The 17,380-nt window shown below is 68.0% G+C and carries 15 protein-coding genes; 6 read left to right on the forward strand and 9 right to left on the reverse strand.

Annotated features, from left to right (window positions below):
• Nucleotides 1-86: 86 nt before the first annotated feature.
• From ACZ516_RS20065 to pknB, 4 genes are all read left to right on the forward strand, one after another.
• Nucleotides 87-1,637: a Stp1/IreP family PP2C-type Ser/Thr phosphatase gene (locus tag ACZ516_RS20065; RefSeq protein WP_361081111.1), complete on the forward strand. Its 1,551-nt coding sequence runs from the start codon at nucleotides 87-89 to the stop codon at nucleotides 1,635-1,637.
• A 26-nt stretch (nucleotides 1,638-1,663) separates the two neighbouring features.
• Nucleotides 1,664-3,103 carry an FtsW/RodA/SpoVE family cell cycle protein gene (locus ACZ516_RS20070; RefSeq protein WP_469011254.1) on the forward strand — a complete coding sequence of 480 codons (1,440 nt, stop codon included), beginning with the start codon at nucleotides 1,664-1,666 and terminating at the stop codon, nucleotides 3,101-3,103.
• 1,424 nt (nucleotides 3,104-4,527) lie between these two features.
• Nucleotides 4,528-5,991, forward strand: a complete 1,464-nt coding sequence (locus ACZ516_RS20075; RefSeq protein ID WP_469011255.1) for a peptidoglycan D,D-transpeptidase FtsI family protein — start codon at nucleotides 4,528-4,530, stop codon at nucleotides 5,989-5,991.
• A 169-nt stretch (nucleotides 5,992-6,160) separates the two neighbouring features.
• Nucleotides 6,161-8,209: a Stk1 family PASTA domain-containing Ser/Thr kinase gene (gene pknB / locus ACZ516_RS20080; RefSeq protein ID WP_469011256.1), complete on the forward strand. Its 2,049-nt coding sequence runs from the start codon at nucleotides 6,161-6,163 to the stop codon at nucleotides 8,207-8,209.
• A gap of 84 nt (nucleotides 8,210-8,293) precedes the next feature.
• Here the strand turns inward: pknB and ACZ516_RS20085 are convergent, their stop codons facing one another.
• The 6 genes from ACZ516_RS20085 to ACZ516_RS20110 all read right to left on the reverse strand — a co-directional run bounded on the left by ACZ516_RS20085 (nucleotide 8,294) and on the right by ACZ516_RS20110 (nucleotide 12,755).
• Entirely contained in the window at nucleotides 8,294-9,031 is a 738-nt protein-coding gene (locus ACZ516_RS20085) for a class E sortase (protein WP_361081114.1), read from the reverse strand.
• 24 nt (nucleotides 9,032-9,055) lie between these two features.
• A complete protein-coding gene (locus ACZ516_RS20090) occupies nucleotides 9,056-10,318 on the reverse strand; it encodes a class E sortase (protein WP_469011257.1) in 1,263 nt (420 codons plus the stop codon).
• Complete coding sequence (locus tag ACZ516_RS20095) at nucleotides 10,315-10,974, reverse strand: aminodeoxychorismate/anthranilate synthase component II (RefSeq protein WP_361081118.1); 660 nt, start codon at nucleotides 10,972-10,974, stop codon at nucleotides 10,315-10,317. Before ACZ516_RS20095 ends, ACZ516_RS20090 begins: the two co-directional genes overlap by 4 nt.
• Nucleotides 10,971-11,159, reverse strand: a complete 189-nt coding sequence (locus ACZ516_RS20100) for a hypothetical protein (RefSeq protein ID WP_358578229.1) — start codon at nucleotides 11,157-11,159, stop codon at nucleotides 10,971-10,973. The genes ACZ516_RS20095 and ACZ516_RS20100 overlap by 4 nt, the downstream gene beginning before the upstream one ends.
• 28 nt (nucleotides 11,160-11,187) lie before the next feature.
• Complete coding sequence (locus ACZ516_RS20105) at nucleotides 11,188-11,898, reverse strand: class E sortase (RefSeq protein WP_469011258.1); 711 nt, start codon at nucleotides 11,896-11,898, stop codon at nucleotides 11,188-11,190.
• Nucleotides 11,899-11,984: 86 nt separating this feature from the next.
• Nucleotides 11,985-12,755: a DUF881 domain-containing protein gene (locus ACZ516_RS20110; protein ID WP_358578032.1), complete on the reverse strand. Its 771-nt coding sequence runs from the start codon at nucleotides 12,753-12,755 to the stop codon at nucleotides 11,985-11,987.
• Nucleotides 12,756-12,895: 140 nt separating this feature from the next.
• On the opposite strand from ACZ516_RS20110, the gene crgA reads away from it, so the two are divergent.
• On the forward strand, nucleotides 12,896-13,153 hold the full coding sequence (gene crgA / locus ACZ516_RS20115) for a cell division protein CrgA (RefSeq protein ID WP_358578035.1): 258 nt from the start codon (nucleotides 12,896-12,898) through the stop codon (nucleotides 13,151-13,153).
• A gap of 247 nt (nucleotides 13,154-13,400) precedes the next feature.
• On the opposite strand, the gene ACZ516_RS20120 is transcribed toward crgA, so the two are convergent.
• Complete coding sequence (locus ACZ516_RS20120; protein WP_469011259.1) at nucleotides 13,401-14,297, reverse strand: rhomboid family intramembrane serine protease; 897 nt, start codon at nucleotides 14,295-14,297, stop codon at nucleotides 13,401-13,403.
• Nucleotides 14,298-14,499: 202 nt separating this feature from the next.
• A complete protein-coding gene (locus ACZ516_RS20125; protein ID WP_358578040.1) occupies nucleotides 14,500-15,033 on the reverse strand; it encodes a peptidylprolyl isomerase in 534 nt (177 codons plus the stop codon).
• Nucleotides 15,034-15,330: 297 nt separating this feature from the next.
• On the opposite strand from ACZ516_RS20125, the gene ACZ516_RS20130 reads away from it, so the two are divergent.
• The gene (locus ACZ516_RS20130) at nucleotides 15,331-16,038 is read left to right on the forward strand and encodes a DUF5324 family protein (protein ID WP_361081492.1); all 708 of its coding nucleotides are present in this window, start codon (nucleotides 15,331-15,333) and stop codon (nucleotides 16,036-16,038) included.
• 180 nt (nucleotides 16,039-16,218) lie between these two features.
• On the opposite strand, the gene ACZ516_RS20135 is transcribed toward ACZ516_RS20130, so the two are convergent.
• Nucleotides 16,219-17,355, reverse strand: coding sequence for an endonuclease/exonuclease/phosphatase family protein (locus ACZ516_RS20135; RefSeq protein WP_469011260.1), 1,137 nt, complete (start codon nucleotides 17,353-17,355; stop codon nucleotides 16,219-16,221).
• Nucleotides 17,356-17,380 lie beyond the last annotated feature (25 nt).

Genomic DNA, 17,380 nt, shown 5'->3' on the forward strand with positions numbered 1-17,380 from the left:
GCTGTCCAGGCACTGGACGCCGGCGCGCTCCCGACCGGAGGGTGGGCACCGTGCGGATGTACCCGGAGCCGACGGGCGAGGTGCGCATGAGTCTGTCTTTGCGCTTCGCCGCCGGATCGCACAAAGGCATGATCCGGGAGGGGAACGAGGACTCCGGTTACGCCGGCCCCCGACTCCTCGCCATCGCCGACGGCATGGGGGGCCAGGCCGCGGGTGAGGTGGCCAGCTCCGAGGTCATCACGACGCTCGTCACGCTCGATGACGACGTGCCCGGTTCGGACATCCTGACGTCGCTCGGCACGGCCGTGCAGCGGGCCAACGACCAGCTGCGGCTGATGGTCGAGGAGGACCCCCAGCTGGAGGGCATGGGGACGACCCTGACCGCCCTTCTGTGGACGGGTCAGCGCCTCGGCCTCGTCCATGTCGGCGACTCCCGCGCGTACCTCCTGCGCGACGGCGTGCTCACGCAGATCACCCAGGACCACACCTGGGTGCAGCGCCTCGTGGACGAGGGCCGCATCACCGAGGAAGAGGCCACCACCCACCCGCAGCGTTCCTTGCTCATGCGCGCGCTGGGCAGCGGCGACCACGTGGAGCCGGACCTGTCCATCCGCGAGGTCCGCGCCGGTGACCGGTACCTGATCTGCTCCGACGGCCTCTCCGGCGTCGTCTCGCACCAGACCATGGAGGACACCCTCGCCTCCTACCAGGGCCCGCAGGAGACCGTGCAGGAGCTGATCCAGCTCGCGCTGCGCGGCGGCGGCCCCGACAACATCACCGTGATCGTCGCCGACGTCCTGGACATCGACAGCGGCGACACCCTCGCCGGCCAGCTGTCCGACACCCCCGTGGTGGTCGGCGCGGTCGCCGAGAACCAGCTCCAGGCGCAGGACGACGGCGCCATGCAGACGCCCGCCGGCCGCGCCTCCGGGCTCGGCCGCCCGGTGCCGCCCCAGTCCTCGGGCGGCGGCTTCGGTCCGCCCGGCAGCGGTGACTCCACGGGGTACGTCCCCGAGGGCGGCTTCGGGGCGTACGACGACGAGGACTTCGTCAAGCCCCGCGGCGGCCGCAAGTGGATCAAGAGATCGCTCTACACCGTGCTCGCCCTCGCCGTCATCGGCGGCGGGCTCTACGGCGGGTACCGCTGGACGCAGACCCAGTACTTCGTGGGCACCAAGGACGAGCACATCGCGCTCTACCGGGGCATCGACCAGGATCTCGCCTGGGTCAGCCTGTCGAAGGTGGAGAAGGACCACCCCGAGATCGAACTCAAGTACCTGCCGCCGTACCAGCGCAAGCAGGTCGAGGCCACCATCGCCGAGGGCAACTTCGACGAGGCCACGAGCAAGATCGAGGAGCTGGGTCTGCAGGCCTCCGCGTGCCGGAAGGACGCCGAGCGCCGCAAGGTGGAGCGCGAGAACAACGCCAGGACCGGCGAGGGCGAGGCGGGCGGCACGACCGGCCTGACCAAGGCCCCGGGCGACGACCCCACCACCGACCCGTCCGGCCCGGCCGGCAAGAACGACAAGAACAGCACGACCGACAAGAACAAGTCCAAGACCGCACCGACTCCCACACCCGGCCCCAGCCTCTCCGAGGATGAGCAGAAGCTGGTCCCGCTGTGCGGTAAGCAGTAAGCAGCCGTTGGGGGCCTCTGCACGCCATGAGCAGTACTACACACACGTCGACGATCGGCGCGATCGGGGCGCCGAGCCGGCGCAACACCGAGCTCACGCTGCTCGCTTTCGCGGTCGTCATCCCGTTGTTCGCCTACATCAACGTCGGCCTCGCGCTCGACGGTGAACTGCCGTCCGGCATGCTCGGCTACGGCCTGGGTCTCGGCCTTCTCGCGGCCGTCGGTCATATCGTCGTACGCAAGTTCGCCGCGTACGCGGACCCGCTGCTGCTGCCATTGGCAACGTTGCTGAACGGTCTGGGTCTCGTCATCATCTGGCGACTCGACCAATCTGAGCGGCTACAGCATCTGGCCAAGACCCAGTACGGTTCCTTCACTCCTGCAGCTCCAAACCAGCTGATGTATTCCGCGATTGGAATCGCTCTGTTCGTCGGAGTGCTCCTGCTGATGAAGGACCACCGAGTTCTACAGCGTTACACCTATATCTCGATGGCCGGCGCGCTCGTATTGTTGCTGCTTCCCCTGGTCCCAGGGCTTGGCATGAATGTATTCGGGGCGAAGATTTGGATCAGTATCGGCGGCTTCTCCATCCAACCCGGTGAATTCGCAAAGATCGTCATCGCGATCTTCTTCGCTGGCTATCTAATGGTGAAGCGGGATGCCCTGGCCCTCGCGTCACGGCGCTTCGTCGGACTCTATCTGCCGCGTGGCCGTGATCTAGGGCCGATCATCGTCGTCTGGGCGATGTCGATCCTTATTCTGGTCTTCGAGACCGACCTCGGTACCTCGCTGCTGTTCTTCGGCATGTTCGTCGTGATGCTGTACGTCGCTACGGAGCGCACCAGCTGGATCGTGTTCGGCCTGCTTATGTCCGCCGTCGGGGCGGTCGGTGTAGCGAGCTTCGAGCCGCATGTAGAGAGCCGTGTGCAGGCTTGGCTGGACCCAATGCGCGAATACACGCTCAGTCGCCAGGGTGCGCCTGGTCACTCCGAGCAAGCTATGCAGGCTCTCTGGTCCTTCGGTTCCGGTGGTGTGCTGGGTTCGGGGCTCGGACAGGGCCACTCGGACCTGATCAAGTTCGCCGCCAACTCCGACTTCGTTCTGGCGACTTTCGGTGAGGAGCTCGGGCTCACCGGGATCATGGCGATCCTTTTGATCTACGGTTTGATTGCGGAGCGCGGGCTTCGCACTGCACTCGCGGCTCGCGACCCGTTCGGAAAGCTTCTCGCTGCTGGATTGTCCGGCGCCTTCGCCATCCAGGTCTTCGTCGTCGCCGGCGGCGTCATGGGTTTGATTCCGCTTACAGGCATGACCATGCCTTTCCTGGCATATGGCGGCTCGTCCGTGATCGCCAATTGGGCCCTAATTGGTATCCTGTTGCGCATCAGCGACACAGCCCGAAAGCCCGCACCTTCACCTGCACCAAGCCCAGACGCCGAGATGACCCAGGTAGTTCGACCGGCCTAAGCCAAGCCATCCCTATTTCGCCGGTAGGGAACGGACGAACCGCTCCCTACCGACCCGTCACGGGAAGGTCGTAAGTCATGGGCTTTCCCGGGCAGGCATAGCTACCTGCAAACACACAAAGGTGCCTCTGACCATGCTCTGGCCAGAGGCACCTTATTGCAGCAGGTTATAAACCTGCGCGTCAAACTCCGAGAATCCTGCACAATAATTCAAAAGCAGCCGCTAGGACCTCATAAACTGCACGGTTACTCGAGTCCCCACAACATATCCGGGGGACTGAAATCCTAGGGAGCTGTTTCAGTAGGCGCCCAACCGTACGCGGGCCGAGTTATATGGACTAGTCCGCCTTGGTTGTGTCGACGATCACATCTCGCACCGACAGTAGACGATACGGCCAGGTAGATCCCCCAACAGCCTTGATCTTGAATCGATAATCACCCGATGGCAACCCAGTCCAAACACCTGTGCTTGTCTCGTCTCCATCGCCCCACGAGAAGCATTCCGTGAAAGTTTTCGACCCGAAGCTGGTGTCAGTTCCGGTCGTCCGTATGAGCTCCACTGTAACGCTGCCGTAGGTGCTGCTTCCGTCACTAGCGAAACAGTGCTTGAAGTGGATTTGCGTGTAGTCGGAGTCTGACCACTCTCGCGAGGCATAGTCAGGCCGCACGCCGGATAGAGAACTTGACCACGTGGCGTGGGCACTGGTGACGGCGAGCATCGTGGCCCCCAGGGAGATTCCCACAAGGGTTCCGGCCCTCTTTAAGTTCTTCACACGTCCCCATTTCATGACACGAAACGAAATGACACCGTACGCACAATGCCAAGGCGACAACATCGTCCCCTGAGCGAAAAACTATCCTAGACCCCTCTGCGCCGCAACAGGTTTTATCAACGTTCGAGGCTCCCCAACTGCCCCACTCCATGCCGCATGGCCCCAATGGGATATAACGCCCACCTTTCGCTGTACGGTTCAAACACTTCGGGCCAAACCGCCGTTCACTTCGGTTTACGAGAAGCCTTCCTGGTTTAAGCGAAACGTCTAACGAATCAGCCACCTGGTGACATTGAATTTCGGCCATCAGCAGCTTTTACTGCCGGTGATGCGGTCGTAGACCCTCGCTCAACATGAGCAGGGCGGAGGCCTCCGAAAATCAGGTAAGTAGGCCGATTCAGGGTGCAGTGGTAGACCACCATCGTCAGCACACGTGATACGCCACCGATCGGAGGTACGCCGACTGCCTAGCAGTTGAACGTTGGGGGGCGCCAGAGCGGAACTGGAGCGGCCTCTGTTCCCCTGGCATTCCCCTCTCATTGCGGCCCGAGCCACCTGTGCCTACTCGATCACTCACGGTAAAGCCGTCGGCTGTAGTACTAGACTTCTCCGCACCTGACCGTGGTGACCGCAAGTCGAAGAGGTTCGGACCGTGAACAAGCCGCTACGTCGGATCGCGATCTTTTGTGGTCTGCTGGTCCTAACCCTACTTATTCGGGACAACTGGCTCCAATACGTCAAAGCGAGTGACCTCGAAACGGACAGTGCTAACCCCCGCGTCACCATCGAGCGCTACTCCCAGCCGCGCGGCGACATCATCGTGGACGGCAAGCCGATCACCGGCTCCAAGGCCACCCCGGGCAGCGACCTGAAGTACAAGCGCACCTGGAAGAACGGGCCCATGTGGGCCCCCATCACGGGTTACTCCTCGCAGCGCATCGGCGCCAGCCAGCTGGAGAACATCGACGACGGCATCCTGACCGGCAACGACGACCGGCTCTTCTTCCGCCGCACGCTCGACATGCTGACCGGCGAGAAGAAGGAGGGCGGCAACGTCGTCACCACCCTCGACGGAGCGGCGCAGAAGGCCGCCTACGAGGGCCTGAAGGGCCGCGGCAAGGGCGCGGTGGCCGCCATCGACCCCTCCACGGGCGCGATCCTCGCGCTGGCCTCCACCCCTTCGTACGACCCCGGTGACTTCGCGGGCAACACCAACGCCGAGGCCGAGAAGTTCCTGGAGCTCGACAAGGACAAGGACAAGCCGCTGGTCAACCGCGCGCTGCGCGAGACCTACCCGCCGGGCTCCACCTTCAAGGTGGTCACGGCGGCGGCCGCCCTGGAGCACGGCCTGTACGACAGCATCGACGGCAAGACGCGCTCGCCGCTGCCGTGGACCATGCCGAACACCACGACCCAGCTGAAGAACGAGGGCGACCTGCCCTGCAAGAACGCCTCGCTGCGTGAGGCGCTGCGGGTCTCCTGCAACACCGTCTTCGGCAAGATCGGCGCCGATCTCGGCAAGGACAAGATGCTGGAGACGGCGAAGAAGTTCGGGTTCAACTCCGAGCAGTTCGTCCCGGTCCGCTCCAACGCCTCGAACTTCCCCGAGGACATGGACAAGCCGCAGACCGCGCTGTCCTCCATCGGCCAGTTCGAGACCGCCGCCACGCCCCTGCAGATGGCCATGGTCGCCTCCGCGATCGCCAACGACGGCACGCTCATGGAGCCGTACATGGTCAGCGAGCTGCAGGCCCGCAACCTCGACGTCATCGAGAAGCACTCGCCCAAGGAGATGAGCGAGCCGCTCTCGAAGGAGAACGCCCAAAAGCTCCAGGAAATGATGGAGACGGTCGTCAAGTCGGGCACGGGAACCAGGGCGCAGATCCCCGGCGTCACCGTCGGTGGCAAGACGGGTACGGCCCAGCACGGCGTGGCGAACAGCAAGAACCCCTACGCCTGGTTCATCTCGTACGCCAAGACGGACTCGGGCTCGCCGGTCGCCGTCGCCGTGGTGGTCGAGGACAGTGCCGCGGACCGGGGTGACATCTCCGGTGGCGGGCTCGCCGCCCCCATCGCCAGGGACGTGATGGAAGCGGTCATCAAGAGCAAGAAGTGACGCCCGTCACGGCCACTCGACATCGGTGCACGTTGCGGTACCGGTCCGGTATCGGCTGACGGTCACGTCCGGGTCACGTAAGTCGAGCCGGGTACCGTATGCCCGGACAGCACACCGCCGGACCACACAAAGGTGCGGTCGGGGACCGACGGAGAGGGCTGGATTAGCTATGGAAGAGCCGCGTCGCCTCGGCGGCCGGTACGAGCTGGGCCAGGTGCTAGGCCGTGGTGGGATGGCGGAGGTCTACCTCGCGCACGACACCCGCCTCGGACGCACCGTGGCGGTGAAGACGCTGCGGGTCGACCTGGCCCGCGATCCGTCGTTCCAGGCCCGGTTCCGCCGTGAGGCCCAGTCGGCCGCCTCGCTCAACCACCCGGCGATCGTCGCGGTCTACGACACCGGCGAGGACTACGTCGACGGGGTCTCCATCCCGTACATCGTGATGGAGTACGTCGACGGCTCCACGCTGCGCGAGCTCCTTCACTCCGGCCGCAAGCTGCTGCCGGAGCGGGCCATGGAGATGACGATCGGCATCCTCCAGGCCCTGGAGTACTCCCACCGCAACGGCATCGTCCACCGCGACATCAAGCCCGCGAACGTCATGCTGACGCGCAACGGCCAGGTCAAGGTCATGGACTTCGGCATCGCCCGCGCCATGGGCGACTCCGGCATGACGATGACGCAGACCGCCGCGGTGATCGGCACGGCCCAGTACCTGTCCCCGGAGCAGGCCAAGGGCGAGCAGGTGGACGCCCGCTCCGACCTCTACTCCACCGGCTGTCTGCTCTACGAGCTGCTCACCGTCCGGCCGCCGTTCGTCGGCGACTCCCCGGTCGCCGTCGCCTACCAGCACGTACGTGAGGAGCCGCAGGCCCCGAGCGTCTTCGACGGAGAGATCACTCCGGAGATGGACGCCATCGTCCTGAAGGCCCTCACCAAGGACCCCGACTACCGCTACCAGTCGGCCGACGAGATGCGCGCCGACATCGAGGCGTGCCTGGACGGCCAGCCCGTCGCGGCCACCGCCGCCATGGGCGCGGTCGGCTACGGCCACCCGGACGACCAGCAGACCGCGATGCTGCACCCGCACAACGGTGGCGGCCACACGTCCATGATGCCGCCGGTCGGCCCCGACGACGGCGCCTACGACGAGACCGGCCACGGCCGCCGACAGAAGAAGAACAACACGTCGACGTGGCTGCTGATCATCGCGGGCGTCCTCGTCCTGGTGGGGGCGATCCTCATCGGGAAGGTGGCGTTCAGCGGGGACGGCGCCGACAGCGCGACGAAGGCGCCGAACCTCGTCGGCGAGAAGCTCGGTGAGGCCAAGGAGTCGGTCGTCAACGTCGGGCTCAAGCTGGAGGTCGGCAAGCACGAGCCGTGCGCCAAGTACCCGAAGGGCGAGATCTGCGAGCAGGACCCCGGGGCGGACACGGAGGTCGAGAAGGGCGACACCATCACGGTGACGGTCTCGACCGGTGCGCCCAAGGTCGCGGTGCCGAACGTCATCAGCACGGACGTCGAGGACGCCACGGAGAAGCTCCGGGGCGACAAGTACCAGTTCAAGGTGGAGACCGAGTCCCGGGAGTCCACCGAGGAGCCGGGCACGGTGCTCGAACAGGACCCGACGTTCGGGACCGAGGTCCAAAAGGGCAGCAAGATCACCCTCACCGTCGCCAAGAAGAAGGCGCAGTCCGTCGTGCCCAGCGTGGTCGGCAAGACCTGGGCCGAGGCGAAGAAGCAGATCGAGGACAACAACCTCGTTCCCCAGCGTCAGGACGTGGCCAGCGACGAGGTCGCGGAGGGCAAGGTCATCCAGACCACACCCACCGCGGGCACCTCGGCCGACCCCGGCTCCACGGTGACCGTCCAGGTCGCCAAGAAGCCGGAGGAGACCACTGTCCCGCCGCTGACCGGCCAGAAGCTGAAGGACGCCCGTAAGGCCATCGAGGACGCCGGCCTCTCGGTCGGCACCATCACCGGCCCGCAGGACGACGACGCCCTCGTGGTCCTCTCCACGCCCAACGCGGGCGAGAAGGTCGATCCCGGCTCGGCGGTCAACCTGACCACCGCGGGCGGCGGCGGAAACGGCGGCAACAGCGGGAACGACGACGGCGGAATCGGCGGCGGGGACGACGGCGGCGGCTTCCTCGGCGGCCTGTCGCAGCGCGACTCCCACCGGGACTCCCACTGGGGCTCGAACCGCGACGAGGACTGACCCCGGCCCACCGGCCGCGTGAACGAAGCCCCGGTCACCGCTCAGCGGCGACCGGGGCTTCGTCGTACCCGCCCTGGGGCAGCGTCACTTCAGCTCTGGTGGAGGCGTCCGCTTGCTGTCGACGTCATCGATCCGCTCCAGCTCGCCCCACACGACGTAGCGGTAGGTGGAGGTGTAGACGGGCGTGCAGGTCGTCAGCGTGATGTAGCGCCCGGAGTGCTTGACGCCCGATTCCCTGGGGATGGGGTCCAGGACCTTCACGTTGTACTTCGAGGTCTCGGGCAGCGTCTTGTAGACCTTGTAGACGTACCACTTGTCCCGCGACTCGAAGACGATCGCGTCGCCCTTCTTGATCTTGTCGATCTTGTGGAACTTCGCGCCGTGCCCGTCGCGGTGCGCGGCCAGCGTGAAGTTGCCCTTCTTGTCCTGGGGCAGGGCGGACTTGATCGGCTTCTTGTAGTAGCCGGCGACGCCGTCGTTGAGGCGCTTGCTGTCGGTGCCCGGTTTGACCAGGATCTCGCCGTTGCCCATCGCGGGTACGTGCAGGAAGCCGATGCCGCCCTTGGTGTCGACGCTGCCCGGACCGCCCGCCCACCGGTCGCGCACCTTCTCGCCCTGCTGGTGCGCCTCACGGTCGGCGACGACGTTGGTCCACCACAGGGAGTAGACGACGAAGAGGCCGAGGACCAGGCCGGCGGTGATGAGGAGTTCCCCGAAGACGCTGACCGCCGTGGCGAGGGGACCGCGGCCCCGGCGGCGTGGTGGGGGCGCCGGAGCCGGCGCCTCGGCCTGCTTCTCGTCGTCTTCGGTCGTGGCTGCCACTGGTTCCGCCCCGTTCTCACACTTCTAGTTGACGAGCACGCTCGGCTTGCCCTTGCCGCGCGGCCGTTCCTCGGCCATCTTGCCCCAGACGATCATCCGGTACTTGCTGGTGAACTCCGGGGTGCAGGTGGTCAGTGTGATGTAGCGGCCGGGTTTCGTGAAGCCGGAGCCCGGCGGCACGGGGCTGATCACACTGATGTTTCCGGGGTTCGTCTGCGGCAGGATGCTTGCCATCTTGTAGACGTAGTACGTGTCCCGGGTCTCGACGACGATGGGGTCGCCCGGCTCCAGGCGGTTGATGTAGCGGAACGGCTCGCCGTGGGTGTTGCGGTGGCCGGCCAGCGCGAAGTTGCCCTTCTCCGCGTCCGGCATCGCGGTCTTGGTGGCGCCCTTGTCGTAGTGGCCGACCATGCCGCGGTCGAGGACCTTCTGCTTGTCGATGCCCTCGGCGACCGGCACGACGACGTCCAGCTTCGGGATGTGCAGGAGCGCGAAGCCCTGGCCCGGCTCGAAGGCGCCCGGCCTGCCCTCCCCCTTCGCCCACTCCCGCTGCAGCGCGTGGGCGGCGCCGTCCGCCTGCTGCTGGGCCCTTATGTTCGTCCACCACAGTTGGTAGGCGACGAACAGCAACATCAACACGCCTACGGTGATGAAGACTTCGCCGAGCCCACGGCTGATCACCGCGCCGGGCGAGGGCCTGCGGGCGCGCTCCGCGCGTCGGGCCTCCACCCGCGAGAGCGGGGCCCCGCCGGGCCGGGGCGGTGCGGGGCGCGCGCCGCCCTTCCTCGCGGCCTTGCGGCGGGCGGCCCTGCCCTCGGCGGGGTGCGGGAGCCCGGGGCTGCCCCCGGTGGAGCCGGCGGGCTCGGGCCCGCCCCCGGTCTGCGGCGCGCGGCGCGTGTCGGCGGTCCGCAGGCCCACCGTCTCGTCATCGGCTATCGGCTCGGGGGCGTAACCGCCGTACAGCTGCTCGTACGTGGGTTCAGGCGCGCGCTGGGACACCACCCTGGGGGCGGGGGCCGCCGTGGGCCCGGGCGCGCGTGGCGGCTCCGCCAGGGGCTCGGGAGCGGGCACGCGCTGCGGCTCGGCAAGCGCGCTGCGGAACCACGGAGAGGGGTGGTCCCCGGGCCGGGGGCCGGGCAGCGGATCGGTCAGCGGGTCGGTCAGGTGATCGACCGCTTCCTCCAGTGTCTCCGCGTCCCCGTGCGCGCGAGCGCCCCCGTCCCCGGGCGCGCCACTCGCGCCGTACGGGGCCTCGGAGGGGCCCGGCTCGGGGCGCGGGGCCGTCACGCCGTGGCCCTGCCCACCACCGGGGCGAGCCCGCTCGATCGCGCGACGGCGCCGGTGTCGCCGCACTCCACCAGCCAGTTGGCGAGCATGAGGTGGCCGTGCTCGGTCAGCACGGACTCCGGGTGGAACTGCACGCCTTCGACCGCCAGCTCCCGATGGCGCAGGCCCATGATGATGCCGTCCTCCGTGCGCGCGGTGACCTCCAGCTCGGCCGGGACGGTGGCGGGCTCCGCCGCCAGCGAGTGGTAGCGGGTCGCGGTGAAGGGCGAGGGCAGGCCGGCGAAGACGCCCTTGCCCTCATGGCGTACGAGCGAGGTCTTGCCGTGCAGGAGCTCCGGGGCCCGGTCCACCACGCCGCCGTACGCCACCGCCATGGACTGCATGCCGAGGCAGACCCCGAAGACGGGCACGCCGGTCGCGGCACAGTGGCGCACCATCTCGACGCAGACGCCCGCCTGCTCCGGGGTGCCGGGTCCGGGCGAGAGCAGGACGCCGTCGAAGCCGTCCTGCGCGTGCCGCAGCGCGACCTCGTCGTTGCGCAGCACCTCGCACTCGGCCCCCAGCTGGTACAGGTACTGGACGAGGTTGAAGACGAAGCTGTCGTAGTTGTCCACGACCAGGACGCGTGTGCGGCGGGCGCCGCCGGGGGCGCTCACTGGCCGTCCACCGTGACGTCGTTGAAGGGGAGCAGCGGTTCGGCCCAGGGGAAGACGTACTGGAACAGCACATAGACCACCGCGAGGACGAGCACCAGAGCGATCAGCGCCCTCAACCATGTGTTTCCCGGCAGATGCCGCCAGATCCAGCCGTACATGCCGTCCCTTCCGGTCGCGTACGGCAACAGGCCTCTCTCGCCGTACGGCAACAGACTAACGGCGCAGTGCCTCCGGTTTCCCGGCCTCCACGGGCCGGGTCCCCTCCAGTCGGGCCCAGACGACCAGCCGGTGGCTGTGTCCCCACTCCGGTTCGCAGGTCGTCAGGGTGAGGTAGCGGTCGGGGCCCGTGAAGCCGGACGCGCGCGGGACGGGCGCGATGACGCCGATGTCGCCGGGGAGGGTCCTGTGGGGGCTCCTCTCGACGCGGTACGTGAACCAGGTCGCGCCGTCGGTCAGGACGACGGCGTCACCGCGCCGCAGCCGCGGGAAGTCCTTGAAGGGGTCGCCGTAGGTGCGCCGGTGGCCGGCGACCGCGAAGTTGCCCTTCTGCCCCAGTCTGGCGGTGGCGGCGTAGTGCCCGAGCCCCTTCTTCAGCACGTCCGTACCGGTGCCCTGGAGCACGGGCTTGTTCCACGTGAAACCGAACCGCGGGATGTACATGACGGCGAACGGTTTGCCGTCTTTGTAGGGGGCGGGCTGCTGCGGGGATGCCTCGCCGCCACCATCCTCGGCGCCGCCCCTCCCCGTCCCCGTGGCCGCCGAGTCCCAGGCCCACCGACTGTGGAGATCATCGATCTGGCGCTCCATGGCCTCGTCGGCCCGCACGCCGGTCCAGAACAGGACGTACACCACGAAGAGCACGATCAGCGTGCCGACGGTCACGCACAGCTCGCTGAACGTCCTGACGATCACGCGCACGGACACAGGCTCCCCCTAGGGGCGGCTACTCCTCGGCTGCCCACCGGCTGCTCCACGGCTCCGCCGGTCGTCGCACGGGACCGCTCCGCCGGTCATCGCACGGGCTTCGCGTAGTGGAGATCCACTGTGCCCGAGTAGCCGGGAAGAGTCACCGTCCCGTCCTCGTCCACTTTCCATCCGAGGCCGTAGGCGTTCACGTAGAGCATGTAGTTCTGGATCTCGGGGGACGCGGCGAGGGCGGTCCTGAGCTTGTCGGGGTTCCCCACGGCGGTCACCTTGTAGGGCGGGGAGTAGACGCGGCCCTGGAGGATCAGGGTGTTGCCGACGCAGCGCACGGCGCTCGTGGAGATCAGCCGCTGGTCCATGACCTTGATGCCCTTGGCGCCGCCCTGCCACAGGGCGTTGACCACCGCCTGGAGGTCCTGCTGGTGGATGACCAGGTCGTTGGGTTGCGGGTCGGGGTAGCCCGGGAGTTTGGGCGTCGCGTCGGGCGGGGCGTCGGCGAGGGTGACCGTGACGGCCTCGCCGTGCAGCTCCTTGGTGCCGGCGTTCTCCTCCAGGGCCTTGAGCCGGGCGTCGTCGGCCTTGGTGCCCCCGTCGTCGCGCTGGGCGAGCGCCTCGACGTCGTCGCGCAGGGAGCCGTTGGACTCATCCAGCGCGCCGTTCTTGTGACTGCGCTCCTGGATCAGGTCGGACAGTTTCAGCAGGGAGGCGTCGGTGCGGATGTTGGTGCCCTTGGCCGTGTTGAAACTGGTGAAGAAAATCAGGCCGGCGAGCGCGAAAACGGCACCCGTAAGCACCCGAACCGGACGCCATCGAGGGCGACGACCGGCACCTTCGTGGGGGTCGGCAGAATTGCTCAACGTACCCTTATCTCCTTCAGCGCCGCGGAAGCACTACGCTAACGGACGCCCGGGGGAGGCCACTGCTCCCCGAGGAGTCCCGCCCGGCCCCGTCCCAGTTACCTGCGCGGCCACGCAGCGCATCGACAGGAGAGACCCTCGTGCCGAAGTCACGTATCCGCAAGAAGGCAGACGACTACACGCCGCCCCCCGCCAAGAAGGCGACGAACATCAAGCTGACCAACCGCAGCTGGGTGGCTCCGGTGATGCTGGCGATGTTCCTCATCGGGCTCGCCTGGATCGTGGTCTTCTACGTCACGAACGGCACGCTGCCGATCGACTCGCTCGGCAACTGGAACATCGTCGTCGGTTTCGGCTTCATCGCGGCGGGCTTCGGCGTCTCCACGCAGTGGAAGTAGCTCACTCCACCCCCGCCGCGCAAGCCCTGCCCTGAGTTATCCACAGCGCTATCCACACGAGTGGAAAAGGTCTGAAGATCTGTGGATAACTCTCCGCCGGTTGACACCGGTGTGACTGACCCACCGGTTCCCTCGCCACCGCCCACCCCTTGTCCTTCCTGGGAAAACCCGGGCCGGCGACGAGGGGCACGGGTGTTCCCCACAGCGTGCACAGGATCGAGCACACGCTGTGGACAACACCGTTTCCTCACACGAGCTGCCCGGTCCTGACGAGGACGATCACCACGGTCGCGACCAGGACCAGCGCACAGCTGCCGTACTGGATGAGGCTCCGCCGCTCGCGGGGCGCGTACACCATGGCGTAGCCCACGATGAGCCCGCCGACGAGGCCACCGATGTGGGCCTGCCACGCGATGTTGGGCCAGAACTTCGTGATGAGCAGGTTGACCGCCAGCAGTACGAGGACCGGCCGCATGTCGTACTTCAGGCGCCGCATCAGGACGGCGGTCGCGCCGAACAGGCCGAAGACGGCGCCGGACGCCCCGAGCGAGGGCTGATTCGGCTCCGCGAGGAGATAGGTCAGCGCGCTGCCCGCGATCCCCGAGGCCAGGTACAGGGCGATGTACCGGGCCCGGCCGAGGGCCGCTTCGAGCGGCCCGCCGATCCACCACAGGCTCAGCATGTTGAAGGCGATGTGCATGACGCTGCCGTGCAGGAACATCGCCGTGACCAGGCGGTACCACTGCCCCTCGGCGACGCCTTCGACCGATCCGAGTTCCGGCACGAAGGCGCGTCCGAGCATGTCGTACTGGTCGGTGAAGCGGTCCCCGATCGCCATCTGCACCAGGAACAGGGCGATGTTCAGCCCCAGCAGGACCTTGGTGACCAGCCGGGGGTCGGCGCTGATCGTGCCGCCGGCGACCGTGCGCGGCTGGGTGGCCGTCGGGGCGTGGCCCGTCCCCGAACCACCGCGGACGCACTCCGGGCACTGGAAGCCGACCGAGGCGCTGATCATGCACTCCGGGCAGACGGGACGTTCACACCGGGTGCAGGTGATGCCGGTCTCACGGTCCGGGTGGCGGTAGCAGCGGGGCAGGCCCGACTCCCCCCGCGACTCCTGCGGGCTGCCTGGCACCTGGTCCATGAGGTCCCCTCAAATCTCCGTGCGACGGCACTGGTACGACGGCACTGCGGCGCTGTGGCGTGGCGGCGCCGCGACACCGCGGCACCGTGGTGTGGCAGGCGCTGTGGCGTGCTGGCACGCTCGGCAACGCACCGCCCCGCCCTTCCTTACGGATGGGCGGGGCGGTTCGGTTCCCTCGCGGATACGCGCGGGTACGCGTCGATCAGGCGTCGCGGGTCTCGATGACCACGGACTCGATGACCACGTCCTGCACCGGGCGGTCGGTGCGCGGGTTGGTCTGCGTGCCCGCGATGGCGTCCACGACCTTGCGGCTGGCGTCGTCGGCGACCTCGCCGAAGATCGTGTGCTTGCCGGTCAGCCACGCGGTCGGCGACACGGTCACGAAGAACTGCGAGCCGTTCGTGCCCGGTCCCGCGTTGGCCATCGCCAGCAGGTACGGCTTGTTGAAAGCGAGGTCCGGGTGGAACTCGTCCTTGAACTCGTAGCCCGGGCCACCGGTGCCGTTGCCCAGCGGGTCGCCGCCCTGGATCATGAATCCGCTGATAACGCGGTGGAAGACGGTGCCGTCGTACAGACGGTCCGTGGTCTTCTTGCCGGTCGCGGGGTGGACCCACTCGCGCTCGCCCTGAGCGAGCTCAACAAAGTTCTTGACCGTCGTGGGCGCGTGGTCCGGCAGGAGCCGGATCACGATGTCGCCCTGGTTGGTCTTCAGGGTGGCGTAAAGCTGCTCAGCCACGATCTGCCTTCCGTTGTCTTCTGTGACAGTCTTCTGTGACACCCCGATCCTCGCACGGACCGGATGGGGACGAGTAGCCGCCGAGTGGCGCGCGCCGCGGCGATCCGCGGGCGGCCATCCATGGCATCGTCGGCAAAGAACTCTTCTCGTCCCGTTCAATCGGATTCCCCGGGCCGGAAACGGATACCCGTTCCTTGCCGCCCGCGAGTGATTCATACCTGGGAGCGATCCAGAAGGCATGATCCTTGAAAGGGTGGAAAGGTGACATACGTATACGCCACCGAGGAGGAGGATCACGTGACCCGCATCGACAGCGTGCGTGCCGCGACTGGCTCGGCCAAGGACAGCGTGCGGCACGCCGCGGACGCGGTGGCGCCATACGCCGACACGGCCAAGGACCGGGCCGCGCAGTACGCCCAGGAGGCGCGTGCGCGGCTGGCGCCCAAGGTGTCGCAGGCGGCCGAACAGGCCCGTGTCCAGTACGGCGCCCACGTCGCCCCCCGCGTCGAGCAGGCGCGTACGCACGTGCCGCCGAAGGTCGACCACGCCGCCCACGAAGCAGCCGTACGCACCCGCAAGGCCGCCCGGCAGGCCGCCGAGTACTCCAAGCCCCGCATCGAGAACGCGGTGGCGGCCGCACAGCCCGTCCGTGAGGAGGCGGCGGCCCGCAGCACGGCCGCGCTCGCCGCTCTGCGCGGCCAGGTCTCGGCCAAGGAGATCCAGCGGCTGGTCCGCAAGCACGAGCGCCGGGCCAGGAACGGCCGCATCGCCAAGAAGCTGGCCCTTGTGAGCATCCTCGCGGGGGGTGCCTTCGCCGCCTGGAAGTGGTGGGACAAGCAGGCCAACCCGGACTGGCTGGTGGAGCCGCCCGCGGCCACCGAGGTCCCCGACAGCACGCCGCTGACCTCGGTCGATGGCAGCGACCAAGCCGCCCTCGACCCGGAGGTCCAGGCCAAGCAGGCCGAGGCCGAGGCGGAGGCGACGGACCGGGACAAGCAGAGCTGACGCAGGCGGGACGCGCGCCGCGTCCCCGGCGGCAGTGACACCGCAGCACCACGCGTCGTGGGGCGGAGGACCGATTGGTTCTCCGCCCCACGATGTTTCACGTGAAACAGCGCCTCGATCGTGCCGCCCGCCGCCTGACCGCGTTCTCGCACACGCTGACCGCGTTCTCGCACACGCCGCTCACCAGTCGATCCCGGCCGCCACCGGCCGATGGTCGCTGCCGGTGGCCGGCAGCACCCACGCGCTCTTCGGCTCGACACCCCGGACCAGGATCTGGTCGATCCGCGCCACGGGGAAGGTCGCCGGCCAGCTGAAGCCGAAACCGTCCCCGGCCTCCTCCTGGGCGGAGTGCAGCCGCGCGGCGAGACCAGCGAGCGCGCGGTCGTCCATGGTGCCGTTGAGGTCACCGAGGAGCACCACCCGTTCGTTGTCTTCGGCGGCGACGGCCTCGGCGAGCGCCTGTGCGCCGCGATCCCGGTCGCCCGTCCAGAAGCCGTCCCCGGGACGGACCCGTACGGACCCCAGGTGGGCCACGTACACCGCCAGCGGCCCGTTCTCCGTGGCCACCGTGGCGCGCAGCGCCCGACTGTCGGCCGCTCTGACGGCGGCCGGCTTGGTGGCCGCCAGCGGTCCGACGTCTTGCGCGGTGTCGACCGGTTCGGTGTCCGACAGCGGCAGCTTGCTCCACAGACCGACGGTGCCCAGCACCGTGTGGTGCGGGTAGGCCTCCGCCAGTGCCCGCTCGTACAGCGGCTTCGCCTGCCGGTCAATCTCCTCCAGGGCCAGTACGTCCGCACCGGAGCGGACCAGGTCGCGGGCGGTGCCGGCCGGGTCTGCGTTGTCGGCGTCGACGTTGTGGGAGACCACGGTGAGGTCGGCGCCCGGCCGGGACTTGTCGGCGAGCAGCCCACCGTAGAGGTACAGCCACGCAACGGCGGGCAGCAGCAGCGCGAGGGCCGCCGAGGCGGAGCGGCGCCACAGCGCCCCGGCGAGCAGCACCGGGACGAACAGCGCGGACCACGGCAGGAAGCTCTCCACCAAGCTGCCGATGCCCTTGCGGTCCGGGAGCCGGGCGTGCAGCAGGAGGAGCAGGCCCAACAGCAGCGCCAGCACCGCGAACACCGGGCCCCGCTTCCACGGCTCCGCTCGAGGCCGGGCCGGGGCGTCCGGACGCCCCTTCTGGTGTCGGCCCTGGTGCCGCTCCTGATCTCGGTCCTGATCTCGCTCCTGGTCAGGGGAGCTGGGGCCTCGGAGGACGCGGAGGAGCCGCCGCGTCCGGCGCTCGCGTATGCCTGCCGACACTGGAGTGGGAGTCATACCGCCAGTCAAGGCAGCCGGGTGT

This window comes from Streptomyces sp. NPDC034037, assembly GCF_055575715.1.